Source organism: Burkholderia sp. Bp9140 (assembly GCF_003853425.1).
GTDB lineage: Bacteria > Pseudomonadota > Gammaproteobacteria > Burkholderiales > Burkholderiaceae > Burkholderia.
In genome coordinates this window covers 204,582-223,125 of sequence record NZ_QTPQ01000003.1, presented here as the reverse complement: position 1 = coordinate 223,125, position 18,544 = coordinate 204,582, and the positions used below count along the sequence as shown (strand labels likewise).

At 69.4% G+C, this 18,544-nt stretch carries 16 protein-coding genes and 1 pseudogene; 9 read left to right on the top strand and 8 right to left on the bottom strand.

The window, feature by feature from the left end; all coding sequences use genetic code 11:
- The first annotated feature begins 114 nt into the window (after positions 1-114).
- Positions 115-1,587, top strand: coding sequence for a PLP-dependent aminotransferase family protein (locus tag DIE21_RS04255; protein ID WP_124496330.1), 1,473 nt, complete (start codon positions 115-117; stop codon positions 1,585-1,587).
- A gap of 51 nt (positions 1,588-1,638) precedes the next feature.
- Here the strand turns inward: DIE21_RS04255 and DIE21_RS04250 are convergent, their stop codons facing one another.
- Positions 1,639-2,535, bottom strand: coding sequence for a LysR substrate-binding domain-containing protein (locus DIE21_RS04250; RefSeq protein WP_124496328.1), 897 nt, complete (start codon positions 2,533-2,535; stop codon positions 1,639-1,641).
- 200 nt (positions 2,536-2,735) lie between these two features.
- Between DIE21_RS04250 and DIE21_RS04245 the strand changes: the two genes are divergently transcribed.
- The 5 genes and pseudogenes from DIE21_RS04245 to DIE21_RS04225 all read left to right on the top strand — a co-directional run bounded on the left by DIE21_RS04245 (position 2,736) and on the right by DIE21_RS04225 (position 6,858).
- On the top strand, positions 2,736-3,395 hold the full coding sequence (locus DIE21_RS04245; protein WP_124496326.1) for an RraA family protein: 660 nt from the start codon (positions 2,736-2,738) through the stop codon (positions 3,393-3,395).
- Between the two features lie 29 nt (positions 3,396-3,424).
- Positions 3,425-4,105, top strand: a complete 681-nt coding sequence (locus DIE21_RS04240; RefSeq protein ID WP_124496324.1) for an RraA family protein — start codon at positions 3,425-3,427, stop codon at positions 4,103-4,105.
- A gap of 3 nt (positions 4,106-4,108) precedes the next feature.
- The gene (locus DIE21_RS04235) at positions 4,109-4,744 is read left to right on the top strand and encodes an RraA family protein (RefSeq protein ID WP_124496322.1); all 636 of its coding nucleotides are present in this window, start codon (positions 4,109-4,111) and stop codon (positions 4,742-4,744) included.
- Entirely contained in the window at positions 4,741-5,958 is a 1,218-nt protein-coding gene (locus DIE21_RS04230; RefSeq protein ID WP_124496320.1) for a pyridoxal phosphate-dependent aminotransferase, read from the top strand. The genes DIE21_RS04235 and DIE21_RS04230 overlap by 4 nt, the downstream gene beginning before the upstream one ends.
- A 94-nt stretch (positions 5,959-6,052) precedes the next feature.
- Positions 6,053-6,858: pseudogene (locus tag DIE21_RS04225) on the top strand (alpha/beta fold hydrolase).
- Between the two features lie 39 nt (positions 6,859-6,897).
- Here DIE21_RS04225 and DIE21_RS04220 read toward each other — a convergent pair.
- A complete protein-coding gene (locus tag DIE21_RS04220) occupies positions 6,898-8,151 on the bottom strand; it encodes an MFS transporter (RefSeq protein WP_124496318.1) in 1,254 nt (417 codons plus the stop codon).
- A gap of 146 nt (positions 8,152-8,297) precedes the next feature.
- On the opposite strand from DIE21_RS04220, the gene DIE21_RS04215 reads away from it, so the two are divergent.
- Together DIE21_RS04215 and DIE21_RS04210 are read left to right on the top strand one after the other, a co-directional pair.
- Positions 8,298-9,173 carry a LysR family transcriptional regulator gene (locus DIE21_RS04215; protein ID WP_124496316.1) on the top strand — a complete coding sequence of 292 codons (876 nt, stop codon included), beginning with the start codon at positions 8,298-8,300 and terminating at the stop codon, positions 9,171-9,173.
- Between the two features lie 259 nt (positions 9,174-9,432).
- Positions 9,433-11,016, top strand: a complete 1,584-nt coding sequence (locus DIE21_RS04210; RefSeq protein ID WP_124496314.1) for a trypsin-like peptidase domain-containing protein — start codon at positions 9,433-9,435, stop codon at positions 11,014-11,016.
- A 120-nt stretch (positions 11,017-11,136) separates the two neighbouring features.
- Here the strand turns inward: DIE21_RS04210 and DIE21_RS04205 are convergent, their stop codons facing one another.
- The 6 genes from DIE21_RS04205 to cobA all read right to left on the bottom strand — a co-directional run bounded on the left by DIE21_RS04205 (position 11,137) and on the right by cobA (position 16,545).
- On the bottom strand, positions 11,137-11,835 hold the full coding sequence (locus DIE21_RS04205; RefSeq protein ID WP_124496312.1) for a fumarylacetoacetate hydrolase family protein: 699 nt from the start codon (positions 11,833-11,835) through the stop codon (positions 11,137-11,139).
- A gap of 129 nt (positions 11,836-11,964) precedes the next feature.
- Positions 11,965-12,906: a helix-turn-helix domain-containing protein gene (locus DIE21_RS04200; protein WP_124496310.1), complete on the bottom strand. Its 942-nt coding sequence runs from the start codon at positions 12,904-12,906 to the stop codon at positions 11,965-11,967.
- Positions 12,907-13,204: 298 nt separating this feature from the next.
- A complete protein-coding gene (locus DIE21_RS04190; RefSeq protein ID WP_124496308.1) occupies positions 13,205-13,804 on the bottom strand; it encodes a uracil-DNA glycosylase family protein in 600 nt (199 codons plus the stop codon).
- A gap of 162 nt (positions 13,805-13,966) precedes the next feature.
- Positions 13,967-15,010 (bottom strand): CmpA/NrtA family ABC transporter substrate-binding protein, encoded by a 1,044-nt coding sequence (locus tag DIE21_RS04185; protein ID WP_124496306.1) that lies wholly within the window; start codon positions 15,008-15,010, stop codon positions 13,967-13,969.
- A gap of 5 nt (positions 15,011-15,015) precedes the next feature.
- Positions 15,016-15,609 carry an ANTAR domain-containing response regulator gene (locus tag DIE21_RS04180; protein WP_124496304.1) on the bottom strand — a complete coding sequence of 198 codons (594 nt, stop codon included), beginning with the start codon at positions 15,607-15,609 and terminating at the stop codon, positions 15,016-15,018.
- Positions 15,610-15,774: 165 nt separating this feature from the next.
- Positions 15,775-16,545, bottom strand: a complete 771-nt coding sequence (gene cobA / locus DIE21_RS04175; protein ID WP_124496302.1) for a uroporphyrinogen-III C-methyltransferase — start codon at positions 16,543-16,545, stop codon at positions 15,775-15,777.
- Positions 16,546-17,201: 656 nt separating this feature from the next.
- Between cobA and DIE21_RS04165 the strand changes: the two genes are divergently transcribed.
- Entirely contained in the window at positions 17,202-18,527 is a 1,326-nt protein-coding gene (locus DIE21_RS04165) for an MFS transporter (protein WP_124496300.1), read from the top strand.
- Positions 18,528-18,544 lie beyond the last annotated feature (17 nt).

Genomic DNA, 18,544 nt, shown 5'->3' with positions numbered 1-18,544 from the left:
TGAGAAGCGCCAGACAACGGCAAATTTATGGTGCCACGATCATGCCGCGGCGATGCCGTGGTTGCGCCACGATCGACGCGCCATGCTCCGACACTTCCACGCCGCGATACCTCGATGACGACAGCCCTTCCTTCCGGCGACGCACCGCTGTTGCCGCTCGACGCGCCGCTCGCGCGCACGGCCGGTGCGCCTTCGCTGCAGCGGCAATTGCTGCGCCGCGTGCGCGACGCGATTCTCGGCGGCGCGATGCCGGCCGGCACGCGGCTGCCCGGCACGCGCGCGCTGGCCGAGACGCTGGGCGTGTCGCGCAACACCACGGCGGCCGTCTACGAGCAGCTCGTCGCCGAAGGCTTCCTGCAATCCGATCGCCGCGGCACGCGCGTGGTCGGCCTGTCGCGGCCGGCGGCGCCGCGCCGGCGGGCCGCGCCGCCGGCCGTCGCGCAGCGGCTCGGCCGGATCCGTCCGAGCCTGATCGGCACCGGCGAGTCGGAAGGCTTCCGGCCGGGCGTGCCCGCGCTGTCGCATTTCCCGGTCGATGCGTGGCGGCACGTGATCGATCGCGCGCTGCGCCGCGCCGGCCGCGACCTGCTCGCGTACGGCGACCCGCTCGGCGAGCGCGCGCTGCGCGAGTCGATCGCGCGCCACCTGGCCGTGACGCGCGGCGTGCGCTGCGATCCCGAGCAGATCGTGATCACCGAAGGCGCGCAGGGCGCGATCGCGCTGTGCGCGCAGTTGCTGACGAATCCCGGCGACACGGTCTGGGTCGAGGAGCCCGGCTATCGCGGCGCGCGCACCGCGATGCAGGCGGCCGATCTCGATGTCGTGCCGATGCCGGTCGACGCGGAGGGGCTGCGCGCGGAAGACGCGGACTGGCGCGAACGCACGCCGCGGCTCGTCTACACGACACCGTCGAACCAGTTCCCGACCGGCGCGGTGCTGTCGATCTCGCGCCGGCTCGCTTTGATCGATGCCGCACGCCGGCATCGCGCGTGGATCATCGAGGACGACTACGACAGCGAGTTCCGTCACACCGGCGAGCCGATCGGCGCGTTGCACGGGCTCGCGGCCGATTCACCGGTCGTCTATCTCGGCTCGTTCAGCAAGACGATGTTTCCGGCGCTGCGGATCGGTTTTCTCGTGCTGCCCGACGCGCTGCTGGCCGCGGTGCGGCCGGCGTTGCCGGAGATGCTGCGCGGCGGGACACGTCACGTGCAGCTCGCGCTCGCCGATTTCATCGAGACGGGGGAGTACGGGCGGCATCTGGGGCGGATGCGCCGGTTGTATCGCGACCGTCGGCGGTTGCTGCTCGCCGCGCTGGACGATGCGTTCACCGTGCCGCATCAGGTCGAGGGCGGGCCGTGCGGGCTGCATCTCGCGTTGCGGTTGCCGGCGCGTTATCGCGACCCCGCGATCGTCGAGGCGGCGCGCGAGCATGGGATCGGGCCGTTTCCGCTGTCGGGGTTTTCGATCCACGCGACGCCGGCGGCCAACGGGCTCGTGCTCGGGTTCGGCAATACGTCGGCCGATGCGTTCGCGCCGATGCTGCGGACGTTGTCGGCGATCGCGCATCGGGTCGCGGGGGAGTGAAACGACGCGCGAGCGAGGCGGAGCCGGAAGCGGCACGATTGCCGCGCGTCGCTACTTTTTCAGCATGGCGAGCACTTCATCGACCATCGGATGATGCCGGCCCGTATTCCAGACAGCGGCCGCCGTCACGACCATCACCTTTTCCTTCAACGGCCGTACGACGACATTTTCCGGCGCGAGCTTGCGCATCGACGCAGGCACCAGCGCCACGCCCTGACCGCAGCCGACGTACGCGATTTGCGACGTCACCGAACGTACCTCGTGAATCACGCGCGGCGTCAGCCCGTGCGTGCGGCAGACGGACGTCAGCATGTCGAAGTAGACGGGGCTGACCTGCCGCGATGACATGATCAGCGGTTCGTCCATCAACGCGCGCAGCCGCACCCTCGCCGTCGCCGCCAGCGGATGGTCCTTCGGCAGCGCCACGGCCAGCCGGTCCTCGGCCAGCGGCATCGTCGCGATGCCGTTCGCCACCTCTCCATCGACGCGCGCAAAGGCGAGATCGAGCTCGCCGGCCTCCAGCGCCGGAATTGCGTCGACGCTGTCGATCTCGTTGACGAACACGGTCAGGTTCGGATGCGCGCGCTTGAGCGTGTCCAGTAGCGGCGGCACCGTATCGAGCATCGCGGATGTAATCGCGCCGACATGCAGCACGCCCGACTGCCCGGCCGCAACCTCGCGCACGACGCGCTGCAGCCGCTCCGCCTGGCCGGCGAATTGCCGGACAGCCGGCAGGATCGCGGCGCCGGCGGGGCTCAGTTGCGTTCCCTGACGCGAGCGGTAGAACAACTGAATCCTGAGCGACTGTTCCAGCACCTTGATCTGCTCGGTCAACGGCGGCTGCGACATGTTCAGCCGCTTCGCCGCCCGCCCGAAATGCTGCTCCTCGGCGACGGCGAGAAACATCCAGAGCTGTCGTATCAGCCGGTAGTCGATCGTGTTGCTCATGTCGGGTATGCCCAGGGATAAAATCGCGCGGAAACCGTCGCGGGGCGGGTGCTACCGCTCGACATCATGCGTCGCCGGCCACGCGAGAGATTGCATTTCCCGTATTCCGGAAATCGTATCACGCAGATACGAAATGCGAATTTTACTTGTCATGCTGCCGAGGCGACGATGGTTGCACTTTGTCAACGGGGATCAGCGTGATGAACCAGCCTTCCTTGCTCGAGCGCCTCGCGTCACTCGACACGAACACCGTATCCGATGCACTCGACTTTCTCGGCATGCCCGGCGCGACCGTCGGCCTGCGTCCATTGTGGGATTGCCCGAAGATCGTCGGGCGCGCCAGCACGATTCAGCTCGGACCGAAAACGGATGCCAGGCCGACGGTGCACCTCATTTCGCCCGTCGTCGACGCCGTCACGACGGACGATCGCGTGCTGGTGATTGCCGGCGGCGCGGACGGCATTTCCTGCTGGGGCGACATCCTGGCCAACGCGGCGACCGCGAAACGGATTCGCGGCTCGGTGATCGACGGGGCGAGCCGCGACATCGAGGGCAGCGAATCGATCGGTTACCCGGTGTACGGGCGCGGCGTCACGATGATCAGCGCGCGCAACCGCATGATCCAGATCGACTCCGGCACACCGGTGCAGATGGCAGGCGTGACCGTCCATCAGGATGACTACGTGATCGCCGATCGCTGCGGCACGGTGTTTGTGCCGGCCAGGTGTATCGAGGACGTGCTCGATCTCGGCGAGCGTATCGCGAAGCGGCAGGACGGGATGGTGGCCGCCGTGCGTGCGGGCCGTCCGGTCGCGGACGTGATGCACGACAAGGAATTCGAAGCCATCGCGGTGCGCTGAGCACTCATCCTTCTTCCGGAATATTTGATATGACGAATCCCAACAAGGCTGCGGCGGAAGACCAGGAGCTGGTCGCGCTGTTCGAAGGGCTCGACACGCCCGGCGTGTCCGATGCACTGGACAAGCTCGGGCTGCACGGGCAGGCGGTCGGCATCATGCCGCTGGCCGACTACACGAAGGTCGTCGCCGGTCCCGCATTCACGGTGAAGTACGTGCCGGCCAGCGTGCCGCCCGGCACCGTCGGCGACTTCATCGACGACGTCGCACCCGGCGACGTGGTCGTGATCGACAACGACGGCCGCACCGACTGCACCGTGTGGGGCGACATCATGACCCAGTACGCGGGGCTGCGCGGCATCGCGGGCACCGTGATCGACGGCGTGTGCCGCGACGTGAACAAGGCACTGGGCGACAACTATCCGCTGTTCACCGCAGGGCGCTTCATGCGGACCGGCAAGGATCGTGTGCAGGTCGAGTCGGTGAACGCGACGGTCGGGATCGGCACCGTGCGCGTGGCGGCGCGCGACATCGTCGTCGCGGATGCGAACGGCGTCGTGATCGTGCCGCGCGGCCGTGCGCGCGAAGTCGCACAGGTTGCGCGCCGGATCGAAGAAGTCGAATCGCACATCCGTGAACAGATCGCACAGGGCAAGACGCTCGGAGGCGCACGTGCGGCGCTCGGCTATCACACACTGCAAAGCAAGGCCTGAGCGATGAACACAACCCGCACTTATGAGCCGGCGCTGCTGGAACAGGCCCGCACGCTCGGCACGTCCACGCTGTTCGAGGCCTCGGGTCTGTCCACCAGCGCCGTCGATCCGGCCATCCGCACGGTGTGGCCCGGCGCGGCGGTCGCCGGTCCTGCCTACCCGCTCGAATGCTCGCCGGGCGACAACCTGGCGATCCATATCGCGATGGAGCAGGTGCCGCGCGGCAGTGTGCTGGTCGTCTCGACTGGCGGCTTCGTGTCCGGCTACTGGGGCGAAGTGCTGACGGTGGCCGCCGAAGCGGCCGGTGTGGCCGGACTGGTCATCGATGGCGGCGTGCGCGACATCGCGGCGCTGGTGGCCCGCCGTTTCCCGGTGTTCACGCGCGGCGTGTCGATGCGCGGCACGATCAAGGCGAGCGCACCGTCGGTCGGGCAGCCGATCAGCTTTGCGGGCACGCCGGTGGCGGCCGGCGATCTGGTCGTGGCCGACGACGACGGCGTGCTCGTGATTCCGGTTGCGCACGTCGACGCGACAGTGGTCCAGGGGCAGGCGCGCGCCGAGAAGGAGGCAAGGATGATGGACGCGTTGCGCGAAGGGCGCAGCACGCTGGAGCTGACGAACTGGAGGAACGCGCGATGAGCGCACCGATCGAGACGCTGAACCGCTTCCTCGCCGCCGCACGGCCGTCGGCGACCTACAAGGTCATGGACCGCGTGGCCGCCCGGCGCGCGAGCGGTGCCGCGGTGATTTCGCTGAGCGCCGGCGAGCCCGATTTCGATACGCCGGAGCACGTGCGTGACGCCGGCATCGCCGCGGTCCGTGCGGGCCATACACGCTACACGCAGGTGGCCGGGCTGCGCGCACTGCGTGAAGCAATTGCCGACAAGTTCCGGCGCGAGAACGGCCTCGACGTGGATTGGCGCGACACGCTCGTCTGCAGCGGTGGCAAGCAGGTGATCTTCAATGCGCTGGCCGCGACGCTGAACGAAGGTGACGAAGTCATTGTCCCGGCACCGTACTGGGTCAGCTATCCGGAAATCGTGCAGCTTTGCGGCGGCAGATCCGTCACCGTGGCTTGCGGTGCGGAAAGCGGCTTCAAGCTCACGCCGCACGCGCTGCAGGTGGCGATCACGCCGCGCACGCGATGGCTGATCCTGAATTCGCCGTCGAATCCGACCGGTGCCGTGTACAGCCGCGCGGAACTGAAGGCGCTCGCCGAGGTGCTGCTGGCACATCCGCATGTGCTGGTGCTGTCCGACGACATCTATGAGCACCTGATTTTCGACGGCCTCGAGTTTTTCACGATCGCGCAGGTCGAGCCGCGGCTGCGCGAACGCGTGCTGACGATGAACGGCGTGTCGAAGGCGTATGCGATGACGGGCTGGCGCATCGGCTTCGGTACGGGGCCGCGCTGGCTGATCGATGCGATGGAGAAGTTACAGGGGCAACAAACGTCGGGCGCGTCGACGATTTCGCAGCACGCGGCGCTCGCCGCGCTGACCGGGCCGCAGGATTTCATCGCGCATTCGAGCGTCGCGTTCGAGCGGCGACGCGATCTGGTCGTCGAGCAACTCAACCTGGCGCCGGGTTTGTGCTGCGCCGTCCCGCAGGGCGCGTTCTATGCGTTTGCGTCGTGCGCGGGGCTGATCGGCAAGACGACCCGTGCGGGCGTGCGACTGGAAGGCGACGAGGACGTCGTGAACGCGTTGCTCGACGAAGCCGGCGTGGCCACCGTGCACGGCAGCGCGTTCGGACTCGGCCCGTATATCCGGATCGCTTATGCGCTCGACGACAACGCGTTGCTGCGCGCGTGCACGGCGATCCAGGATTTCTGCCGGACGTTGACGGCCTGACGGTCGTTGTCCGTCCGACGGCTGCTGGTGCGCTTCTGTCGACCCTGCCGCATCGGGGCGGGCGCCACGCCCTCTTTACCCGGGATTGGATCAGATGAGTGATGAGTTTTCCCAGTCGCGGCTGTCGTTCGCCGTCGATGGCACCGAACTGGATGTATCGGCCCTTCATCGCGGCGGCGACCTCGCGCCCGTCGTGTTCCTGCACGGCTTCGGCTCGACCAAGGAGGATTACGCGGACATCGTGCGCCATCGCGAATTCGACGGCCGGCCTTTCGTCGCCTACGACGCGCCGGGCTGCGGCGAAACGCGCTGCGCGGACCTGTCGACTATCTCGATCCCGTTCCTCGTCGAAACGGCGTTGAACGTGATCGAACGAATCGGTTTCGCGCGTTTCCACCTCGTCGGTCATTCGATGGGGGGATTGACGGCGCTGTTGCTCGCGCACCGACATCCGGAACGCGTGCTGAGCTTCGTCGACATCGAAGGAAATATGCGCCGGAGGATTGTTTCCTGAGCCGGCAGATCGTCGATCATCCGCGCGACAGCGCCGAGCGGTTCTTCGACGATTTCATCGACCGCATCCGTCGCGCGCCGGCCTATGCGAGCGCGCTGTATTCGACGAGCCTGCGTCACAAGGTGCGGGCCGAAGCCGTCGGCGGGATTTTCCGCTCGATGGTCGAACTGTCCGACAACGGCAACCTGATGCGCAAGTTCCTCGGCCTGCCGTTTCCAAGAATGTTCATGTACGGCGAGCAGAACGCGTCGCTTTCATACTTGAGCGCGCTCGAGGCGCACGGCGTCGTGCTGTCCGAAATCCCGGATTGCGGGCACTTTCCGATGTACTCGAATCCGGTATTGATGTGGAAGGCGATCGCGGACTTTCATGCGCGTGCGGGTTGAAGCAAATCATCCTGTGCCCGGAGCGCGTCGTGACATCGTTCATCGCGCGCGTTCCGCGCGAATGATCCGCCGGGCCGCCGCCAGGCTCAGCGCGAGCAGCACCGCGACATACGCGACGACGGCACCCCACGCACCGTGTTGCCAGAACGTGCCGCCGACCGAACCCAGCACGCTCGACCCGAGGTAATAGGCCAGCAGGTACAGCGACGCGGCGTGCCCCTTCGCGGATCCGGCAAGGTGCCCGACCCAGCCGCTCGCGACCGCATGGGCGACGAAGAAGCCGATCGTGATCAGCACGATCCCGACGATGATCGCGACGAGCGAATGCGACAGCGTCAGCGCGAGGCCGGCCGCGAACACGAGAATCCCGCTGACGAGGACGGGCGCACGCCCGAGACGATCGGCGAGGGCGCCCGCGCTCGACGACGACACCATCCCGAACAGGTAGGCGCCGAAGATCAGCCCGCATGCGGTCGCGCTCAGGTTGAACGGCGCGGCCGTCAGCCGGAACCCGGCGTAGTTGTAGACGGTGACGAACGCGCCCATCACGAGAAAGCCGATCGCGAACACGAACGGCAGGCGAGCGTGATGCAGTTGCGCGTTCCATAGCCGCAGGTGATGACGCAGCGTCAGGTCGGTTCGCTTCACGAAGCGCCGCGACCGCGGCAGCAGCATCACGAACGCGATCGCCGCGACGAGATCGACGACGCCGATCGTCAGCATCGCGGTGCGCCACGAGAAATATTCCTCGAGCGCGCTCATCCCGATCCGCCCGATCATGCCGCCGAACGCGGTGCCGCCGACATAGAGCCCCATCGACAGGCCGAGCCCGTCGGACGCGATTTCCTCGGCAAGATAGGCCATCGCCACTGCCGGGACGCCGCCGAGCGCGAAACCTTCGAGCGCGCGCCAGACCAGCAGCAGGTTCCAGTTCGGCGAAACCGCCGCCAGCACGTTGAACAGCGCGGCCAGCGTCATCGACGCGAACATCAGCCCGCGTCGTCCGACGCGTTCGGACAGCGCGCCGGCGCACAGGATGGAGACGGCCAGCATCCCCGTCGACAGCGACAGGGACAGTGAGCTCGATGCCGCGCCGATATGGAATTCGCGCGCGAACGCGGGCAGCAACGGCTGGACGCAGTACAGCAGCGAGAAGGTGGAAAAGCCGGCCAGGAAGAGCGCCAGCGCAATTCGCTTGTAGGCCGCCGAGCGCGGCGACACGCCGGCGGGCAGCGCATCGGGCGCGGGGTTCGGAACGCGAGTCGCGGCGGGCGAAATCGCACGAGAAGACATGGCTTGTACCCGATGGGCTAGGGAATGCCAGAATTCTTGCGCAGGCTCATACATATGTCCAATATATGAAAGAAACCGTTGCGATACGTTTTACGACTGGCCTGAAGGCCGCGTCCCGCTTTTGTCCACCCGAGATCACATCGCGCATGGAACTTCGGCATCTCCGATACTTTCTGGCCGTGGCCGCCACGTCGAACTTCACGAAGGCCGCGGAAACGCTCGGCATGGGGCAGCCGCCGCTGAGCCAGCAGATCAAGGCGCTCGAGAGCGAACTCGGCGTGGAACTGTTCAAGCGGACCGCACGCGGCGCCGAGCTGACCGTGGCCGGTGAGGTGTTCGCGGAAGAGGCGCGACGCGTGCTCGACGACGCGGAGCGCGCGGCACGGGCGGCAAAACGGGCCGCGCGCGGGGAAATCGGGCAGCTTCGCGTCGGTTTTACCGGGACGGCCGCCTTCAATTCGAAAGTCGCCGGCCTGATTCGACGTTTTCGCGAAGCGTTTCCGGACACGGAGCTGACGTTGCAGGAAGCGACCTCGGGCGTGCTGCTCGAGGCGCTGGAGGCCGGGCGGCTCGATGTCGCGATCGTGCGTCCGGAGCGGCGTATCGCGGACGCGTTGCGCGCAGCGGATTGGGACGAGGAGCCGATGTTCGTCGCGATGCCGGTCGCGCATCGGCTCGCGCAGCGGCGTCGGATCGATCTGGCGGAGCTGGCCGACGAGGCGTTCGTGCAGGTGCCGCGTGAAGCGGGCAGCGCGCTGTTCGACGACATCGTCGCCGCGTGCAATGCCGCGGGCTTCCAGCCGCGCATGGCGCAGCCCGCGCCGCAAATCGCGTCGGCGGTGACGCTCGTCGCGGCCGGGCTCGGCGTGTCGATCGTGCCGAAGGCGATCACGCAGGTACAGGTCGCGGGTGTCGTGTATCGGCCGGTCGCGGGCAACGGGCTGCGCGCGAGGCTGGCGATCGCGTCGCGGCGCGATGATCCGTCGGCGGTGGTGCGGAATTTTCTGGCGTTGGCGTGGTAGCGCGGAACGGTGGTGCGAGACACGGCGCGGCTGCGCGCATCGCCTGCCATCCGCGGTGAATATTCCGATTGACGAACCGCCGACTTTGCCCGGAACGAGCGCTGTCGCGGTTCCGCGCGCTGCGCGACCCGCCGGCATGCGGGTTTCGATTCGTATGTTCCCGAGCGGCGTGGACTATAAATGGAGTCGTGTACCGGTGCTTGTCGGGCTCCGCGCGTCTCGCGCATGACGGCGCCGCGACTGCCGGGGGAGGTGCACCGTGGTTCGCCAGACGCTTGCTCGCGCCGTGCTTCGCACTGCGTTGATCGGGGGCGCATTCGCCTTTTTCCTGTCGCCGCCGCCAACCGTGGCCGGGACCGTCGCGCCGCCCGCCACACCACCCGTGATGAAGAACAGGCCCGCGGTGCGGCCTTACTCGATGCCGGTCGACTTCTCGGCGATCGTCGACCGCTACGGCCCGGCGGTCGTGACCATCATGACCGCGGCGACCGACCAGCAGGCAGGCGGTCCGGCGTTCGTGTACCTCGATCCCGACGATCCGCTTTCCGCGTTCTTCCGCCGAGGCGCGCCGCTGCCGCCCGCGCAAGGCGCACAGGCGCCGGTGCCTGATACGTCGCCGCGCGCGATCGCGGGCCTCGGCTCGGGCTTCATCGTCAGCGCCGACGGGGTGATCCTGACTTCCGCGCATGTCGTGGCCGATGCGACCGACGTGACGGTGCGACTGGCCGATCATCGAGAGTTGAAGGCGACGGTGGTGACCGTCGATCCGCAGAGCGACGTCGCCGTGCTGCACGTCGACGCGACGAAGCTGCCGGTCGTGCGACTCGGCGATTCGTCGCGGGTGCGTGCCGGCGAACCGGTGATGACGATCGGCGCGCCGGACGGCTCGGGCAACACGGTCACGGCCGGCATCGTCAGCGCGACGTCGCATGCGCTGCCGGACGGCAGCGCGTTTCCGTTCTTCCAGACCGACATCGCGGTGAATCCCGACAACTCGGGCGGCCCCGTGTTCAACCGCGCGGGCGACGTGATCGGCATTGCGGTGCAGGTCTATACGGACGCCGACCGCTATGCGAGCACGACGTTCGCGATTCCGATCGCGCTCGCCGTCAAGGTGCGTGCGCAGGTGCAGGCGCAGATGCGGGCCAATGCGCAGGCGCAGCGCGCGTCGTCCGGCAACTCACTGGGCGTCGACGTGCAGGATGTCGGCGCCGGGCTGGCCGCCGCGTTCGGCCTGCCGCGTCCGGCCGGCGCGCTCGTCAACGGCGTCGATCCCGGTTCGCCCGCAGCCGCGGCTGGCGTGAAGCCCGGCGACGTGATCGTGCAGTTCGGCGGCAAGCCGATCGGCCAGTCGGCCGAGCTGAACGAGCTGGCCGCCGCGTTGCCGCCCGGCGGGAAGGCGCCGCTGCGGCTGATCCGCAACCGCACGCCGATGAGGCTGACGGTCACGGGGGCGGCGACCGGCGACGCGATCGATAACGCGGCCGCGACGGGCAGCGCGGGCACGGCTGGCGCGGGCGCGGTCGGCACGGCCGGTGCCGCCGGCGTGGCGATGGCTGCCACACAGCCGGCTGACACCGGCGATCGGCTCGGGCTGACGATGCATCCGCTGAGCGACGCCGAACGGCGTTCGACGGGGCTCGCGGTCGGGATGATGGTGGATGCGGTGCACGGGCCGGCCGCGAGCGCGGGCATCCGGCCGGGCGACGTCGTGCTCGAACTCAACGACACGCTGCTCGAAACGCCGGACGACGTGCAGACGCTCGAAGCGCGCGGCGGCGTGATCGCCGTGCTGATCCAGCGCGGCAACGCGCGCAAGTTCGTGTCGGTGCGCGCGCGGTAGGGCGTTGACGGCGTTGCCGTCGTGCGCCTTATGTGCATGCAGGAACGCCCCACGGCGATTCGTGGGGCGAGCATGGGGCAAAGGCCGGCATGACGGCCCGGCTTCATGCGGGCGCAACCGTTACGGCTTCGCCCCCATCACGAACTCGAACGACGCCACGCCATCGACGCCTCCGGTCACGCGATCACCCGGCTGCAGCGCGCCGACGCCGGCCGGCGTGCCGGTGAAGATCAAATCCCCGGCCTTCAGCTCGACCGAGCGCGACACGTACGCGATTACGTCCGGCACGGCCCAGATCATGTCGGCGAGATCGCCTTGCTGGCGCGTTTCGCCGTTGACCGCGAGCCAGATCCGCCCGCTTGCGGGATGGCCGGTGGCGGTGGCCGCGCGCAGCGCGGTCACGGGGCCCGATGCGTCGAAGCCCTTCGCCCAGTCCCACGGCCGGCTCAGCTTTTTTGCCTCGGCCTGCAGGTCGCGGCGCGTGAGGTCGACACCGACGCCGTAGCCCCACACGTGCGACAGCGCATCGGCCGGGTCGATCGACCGGCCGTCCTTGCCGATCGCGACGACCAGCTCGATTTCGTGATGGAGGTCGCCGGTCAGCGGCGGATACGGGACGGTGCCGCCGGCCGGGACGATTGCGTCGGCCGGTTTCGAGAAGAAGAACGGCGGTTCGCGGTCGGGATCGGCGCCCATTTCGCGTGCATGGTCGGCGTAGTTGCGGCCGACGCAGAATACGCGGCGCACCGGAAAGCGCGCGGACGATTGTTCGACTTCGACGGAAGGACGCTCGGAAGCGTCGATGACGTATGCGGACATCGGATGGCCTCGTTCGATGGAAAGACGGATGCCGCCACCCGCGCAGTACATTGCGGGCCGGCATGCATGGAACGATACCCGACGCATGCGCGCCCGGATGCGACGCAACTGCGTTTTAACCGGACAAATCTACGCGTCGCCGGCCACCGGTGCTTCGTCGACGTCCGGCAGCGCGGCGTTCGCGTCCCGGTATGCCTTCGGCGACACGCCGACCCGTGCGCGGAAGCGCCGCGCGAAATACCCTTCGTCGCGGAAGCCGACCGAGCGCGCGATGTCCGCGATGCGCCGGCTCGTATGCGCGAGCAGCGATTGCGCGAGCGCGATCCGGCGCTCGGTCACGAGATCGGTGAAGGTGCTGCCGGTTTCCTTGCGCACCAGGTGCGCGAGGTAGTTCGGCGACAGGAACGCGGCCTCGGCGGTGGCCGCGAGCGTCAGGTCCTCGCGGGTCAGGTTCGCACGCACGTGGCGCAGCACGCGCGCGAGCGCGTCGCGCCGGCCCGCGCGCTGGGCGCCGCGCTGCGCGAGCTTGTCGAGCGCGCCCGCGTACTGCGTGCAGACGAGCCCGATCAGCTGCAGCAGGTAGCCGCGCAGCAACGTGGTCGAGCCGAAGGTGCGCACGCGGTCGGTGTCGAGCATGCACAGCGCGAGGCGGCGCGCCTCGTCGAACGCGTCGCCGGTCAGGATGAAGTCGAGATGTTCCTGGAAGCGGAACGGCGTCAGCTCCGGAACGCGGTGCGCGGGGACATCCTCGAGATCGAGCGGATCGACGTCGAGATCGGCGCGCAGGAACGCCTGGCTGAAGTTGATCACGATGAAGTGCGCGCCTTCCGGATGCGGAATCAGGTGCTCGCGGTGCGGCAGCACGAACGCGAGCGCGCCGCGCGGAAATGGCCGCGTGACGCCGCCGATCCGCTGCTCGGTGTCGCCGCCGAGGTTGAACTGGATCTGGAAGTACGCGTGCCGGTGCGGCTCGGTGATCGCCTGGCGCGACGCCTGGTCGCGGATGTAGAAATCGAGCCGGTCGCTGCGTTCGGGCATCCCGTACAGGCGCGGCGGGGCGGTGGAGGGCATGAAGGATTCTGCTGTTCGTGACGCGGTTGAGCCGCGATGGTACAGCGAACCGCGCGCGGCCGGAATCCGCCGGTCGATCCGCGCAGGCGGTCCGGATGGGCGGCCGCGCGGGATGGCGGGGCGCGCGCCCGGCGCGGCGACAGGGAAATCAGGCGGCCGGATGAACGCCCGGATGGCGGCAGTGCGTGCCGGCCTCGTCGGTTGCGAGGCGGCTGGAGGCACCGGCCGATCGGCGCGTGTCGGCGGTCGCGGCGCGATTCGTGCGCAGTGTCCATGCCGGCGCTGCGGCCGGCTTCGGTCAGCCGGCGATCAGCGGCGCGACGCGCCGCCTCAGCTCGGGCACGACCTCGGCGTCGAACCACGGGTGGTGCTTGAACCACGCCTGGTTACGCGGCGACGGATGCGGCAGCGGCAGCACGTCGGCGCCATAGTCGCGCCACGCCTGCACGGTGTCGGTCAGCGTCGCCTTGCGCGTGTCGCGCAGGAAATGCCGCTGCGCGTACTGGCCGATCAGCAGCGTCAGCCGGATCGACGGCAATTCGGCGACCAGCCGGTCGATCCACAGCTGCGCGCATTCGGGGCGCGGCGGGTTGTCGCCGCTCGCGCCGCGGCCCGGGTAGCAGAAGCCCATCGGCACGATCGCGAAGCGCGTCTCGTCGTAGAAGGTGTCGGCGTCGACGCCCAGCCAGTCGCGCAGCCGCTTGCCGCTCGCATCGTCCCAGGGGATCCCGCTCGCATGGACGCGGGCGCCGGGCGCCTGCCCGACGATCAGGATGCGGGCGTCGCGCCGGGCGCGCACGACGGGGCGCGGCCCGAGCGGCAGGTCGGCTTCGCAGGCGCGGCACGCGCGGATTTCGGTGAGCAGCACGTCGAGCGGCGTGCGCGTTCGTTTCGGCATCGATTCTGGACGGGGACGGATGTGGCGGCACGGACACGAAAGCGTCCGGGCGGCGCGGGGCCGGTGCGGACCGGCGCATCGCGTCAGGCGTTCCGCATGGCGCGGCATCGCGCGGTGCGTCGGCCCTGCGGCCCTGTGGTGCCGGCATCCCCCGTATCGGAATCACCTGCCCGCTGAACCGCCTTCGGCGACCGCAGCATCATACAACGCCGTCTGCGCGATCGCCGCGGCGATCCCCGCGTCGTCGTGCGCCCCGTCGAGCATGCCCCAGCGCCGGTATTGCGACAGGAACCACTGGCCGTCGCGCGGATCGGGCCGGTTCACGGCGCCGCCGTCGTGGAAGCGGATCGGCAGCGGCGGCTGCGCGAACGGTCCCGCGCCGTAGTCGCCGAGCAGGCGCGGCGCGATCAGCCGCGCCGGCACGCCGAGCGCATCGGGTGACGCGAGCCAGTCGGCCGCGTCGCGACGGTGCGCGGCATCGTCCAGCCACGCGCACGCATCGACGAGCGTGCGGATCAACGCACGCGCGGTGGCCGGATAGAGCGCGACGAAATCGCGCCGGGTCGCGAGCACCTTCTCCGGATGATCGGGCCAGATCTCGCTCGTGACGGCGACGGTCCGGCCCGCGCCGCATGCTTCGGCCACCGCGTGCCACGGCTCGCCCGCGCAGAAGCCGTCGAGCTCGCCGCTCGCGAGCGCCGCGACCATCTCGGGCGGCGGGATCACGACGCTGCGCACGTCGCGCAGCGGGTCGACGCCGTGCGACGCGAGCCAGAAGTTCAGCCACATCGCATGCGTGCCGGTCGGGAAGGTCTGCGCGAGCAGCGGCTTGCGGCCGAGCGTCGCGAGCGCCGCGCGCACGTCGCCGCTTGCGCGGTACGCGTCGGCGAGGCCGCGGGCGAACGTGATCGCCTGGCCGTTGCGGTTCAGCACCATCAGCGCGGCCATGTCGGCCTGCGGCCCGCCGATGCCGAGCTGCAGCCCGCACACGAGCCCGTACAGCGCGTGCGCGGCGTCGAGCTCGCCGGTCAGCAGCTTGTCGCGCACGGCGGCCCACGACGGCTGGCGGCTCAGCTCCAGCGTCAGGCCGTGGCGCGCGCCGAGGTTCAGCTGCTGCGCGACGATCAGCGGGGCCGCGTCGCTCAGCGCGACGAACCCGAGACGAAGATGCGCGCGTTCCGGCGCGGCGGGAGGTGAAGTGTTCATGGCGGTCATTGAGGTGGCGCGTCGAGCAGTTGCCGCGCGACGTCGACGATGCGCAGCCCGTGATCCATCGCGCGCTTGCGCAGCAGCGCATACGCGTCGTGCTCGGACAGCCTGCGCTGGTCCATCAGCAGGCGCTTCGCACGGTCGATCAGCTTGCGTTCGGCGAGTTCGCGCTCGACGTCGGCGAGCCGGCGGCGCAACGCATCGTCGTGCGAGAAGCGCGCGAGCGCGACTTCGAGGATCGGCGCGAGGCGCTCCGCCGACAGCCCTTCGACGAGATACGCGCTGACGCCCGCGCCGACCGCCGCGTGAATCAGCGCCTGGTCGGCGTCGTGGCTGAACATCAGCACGGGGCGCGGCGCGGTGGCGTGCATCACCGCCAGTTGCTCGAGCGTGTCGCGCGACGGCGAATCGGTATCGATGATCACGACGTCGGGGCGCTGCTCCTCGACGGCGGCGGGCAGGCGGGCGGGCGTCGCGACGTCGTTGAGCATCTCGTAGCCGAGGCGCGCGAGCGCGTCGCCGAGTTCGCCGATCGGCTTGTCGGTGTCGGTGACGAGCAGCACGCGCAGGCGCAGGGGTGGGGCGGGCGTACTCATGAGGCAAACGGCGGCGGCAAAATCGTGGCGCGATGCGCGGATCGGGAGCCGTGGCCCCGTGCGGACATCGGGTCGGCACCGCGCGCGGCGCTCAGGCGGCCGGTGCGAGCCGCGCCGCTGCTTTCATGATAGGCGGGCGGCCGTTGCAGCGTGGTGTCACGCATGCTACGCGGCCCGGGACAAGGTCGTTTCGAACGCGGCACCCGCGTCCGGCACGTCGTGCAAGGCCGCTTCCCCGATCGCGCCGCCGACGAGGATCACGGCCGGGCTGCCGAGCCGCGCTGCTTCGACGCCGCGCGCGAGACCGCCGAGCGTGCCGGTCCAGCGGCGTTCGTGCGGCGTGCCGGCCCACTGTACGGCGGCGGCCGGCGTGGCTGCGGGCAAGGCGGCGAGCAGACCCGCCGCGATGCTGTCGACCCGGCTCATCCCCATGTAGATCGCGAGCGTGGTGCCGGTCGCCGCGAGCGCTGCCCAGTCGGGCTCGCCGTGATCCTGGCGGTGCGCGGTGACGAACGTGACACCCTGGCAGTGCTCGCGGTGCGTGAGCGAGATGCCGAGGCTCGCGGCGGCCGCGAATCCCGACGAGATGCCGTTGATGATGTCCACCGGAATCGCGGCGGCGCGCAGCGTCGCGAGTTCTTCGCCGGCGCGGCCGAACAGCAGCGCATCGCCGCCCTTGACGCGCACGACGTGCGCGCCGCGCAGCGCGTAGCGGCGCATCAGCCGCTCGATGAATGCCTGCGGCGTGGAGCGGCAGCCGCCGCGCTTGCCGACGCGGATCACGCGCGCGTGCGGCGCGAGTTCGACGATGCCGGGCGCGACGAGATCGTCGAGCAGCAGCACGTCGGCGGCCGCCAGCGCCTTCACGGCCTTCAGCGTGAGGAGATCGGGATCGCCGGGGCCGGCGCCCAGCAGCGTGACTTTGCCAGTCGTCATGTCGTGTTCCTGGTGCCGCGTGCGTGCGGCGGTCGATTGCATGTCGTTGCGCGCGGCGGCGGGCGGTCGAAGCAACCACGGCATCCTGCCGTGCCGCGCACGGGGGGACATCGTTGTCCTGATCTGCTGCACCCGCCTGCGATGGCGGGCCTGACTTCGGGGACTGCCCACCGGCGCCGTTGCCGGTGTGTGCACCGGATTCAGCAATATCCGGGCCAACCACCCGCGAACCCTGCGGCATCCGCCGCGCGACGGCCGCATCGGCCCCGGACATGCCCGCAGCCGCGGGGCCAGGACGCACGCGATGCCGCATCGGCGTGCATCCCGCCCCGCCAGCGCGCACCGCGATGTCGCACGGCGACAGTGCTGCAGCGCACCACATCTGTGCCTCCGTGCATCCCGACGCATCGCGCGCGGCGCACCGCGGCGACGTGTGTGACGGGCGGCGAGCCTTGTGTGGCGGGGCGCTCGGCGCGATGCGGGCCGACGTGGCACGGCGCTTGCGTTAGCTGGTTCGGGCGGATCAACGGCGATTCGTCCGCAGTACCGATTACTGACGCGCCCGGCAACGGGCTTCATGGGCAACGGCGTCCTACGCATCGGATCTCTCGACGAGACCGGCTGCGCAGGATGCCGTTTTTCGTTTGGCGGATGACATGACCGACAAAGCTACCCGTATCGATCTCTTCAGCTTCCGCACCGCGCCGATGCGCGCGTTCCACATGACGTGGATGGCGTTTTTCGTGTGCTTCTTCGCATGGTTCGCCTGCGCACCGCTGATGCCGCTGATCGCGCGCGAATTCCACCTCACCGCGGCACAGGTCGCGAACATCAACATCGCGGCCGTGGCCGCGACGATCGCCGTGCGGCTGCTGGTCGGCCCGATGTGCGACCGCTTCGGCCCGCGCCGCGTCTATGCGGGCCTGCTGCTGCTCGGCGCGCTTCCCGTGTTCGCGGTGTCGTTCACGCACGACTACCTGTCGTTCCTGATCTGCCGCCTCGGCATCGGCGCGATCGGCGCGGGCTTCGTGATCACGCAGTACCACACGTCGGTGATGTTCGCGCCGAACGTGGTCGGCACCGCGAACGCGACGACGGCCGGCTGGGGCAACGCGGGCGCGGGCGCGACGCAGGCGATGATGCCGCTGCTCGTCGCCGCCGGCCTGATGCTCGGCTTCGGCGACGACGCGTCGTGGCGCATCGCACTCATCGTGCCGGGCGTCGCGATGCTCGCGATGGCGTGGGCGTACTGGCGCTTCACGCAGGACTGCCCGCAAGGCGACTTCGTCGCGCTGCGCAAGCAGGGCGTGACGGTCGACAGCGGCAAGAAGGGCGGCTGGGCGAGCTTCTTCGCGGCGTGCGGCAACTATCGCGTGTGGATGCTGTTCGTCACGTACGGCGCGTGTTTCGGCGTCGAGGTGTTCATCCACAACATCGCCGCGCTGTACTACGTCGATCACTTCCAGTTGTCGCTGAAGGATGCCGGCTTCGCGGTCGGCCTGTTCGGGCTGCTCGCGCTGTTCGCCCGCGCGCTCGGCGGCTGGCTGTCGGACAAGGTCGCCGCACGCCGCAGCCTCGACGTGCGCGCGGCGCTGCTGTGCGCGCTGATCATCGGCGAAGGGCTCGGGCTGATCTGGTTCTCGCATGCGCAAGGCATCGGCATGGCGCTGGTCGCGATGCTGACCTTCGGCCTCTTCACGCACATGGCCTGCGGCGCGACCTATGCGCTCGTGCCGTTCATCGACCGCAAGGCGCTCGGCGGCGTCGCGGGGATCGTCGGCGCGGGCGGCAACGTCGGCGCGGTGGCCGCGGCCTTCCTGCTGAAGGGCGTCGGCGACGTGCAGCACACGCTGAGCCTGCTCGGGCTCGCCGTCACCGCGACCGCATTGTGCGCAATGGCCGTGCGTTTCAGCGAAGAACACAAGGCACGCGAGGCCGAACTGCGCGATCGCGCGCTGGCCGCCGCCAACGCCGCGAACTGATCGACCGAGGGAAACGT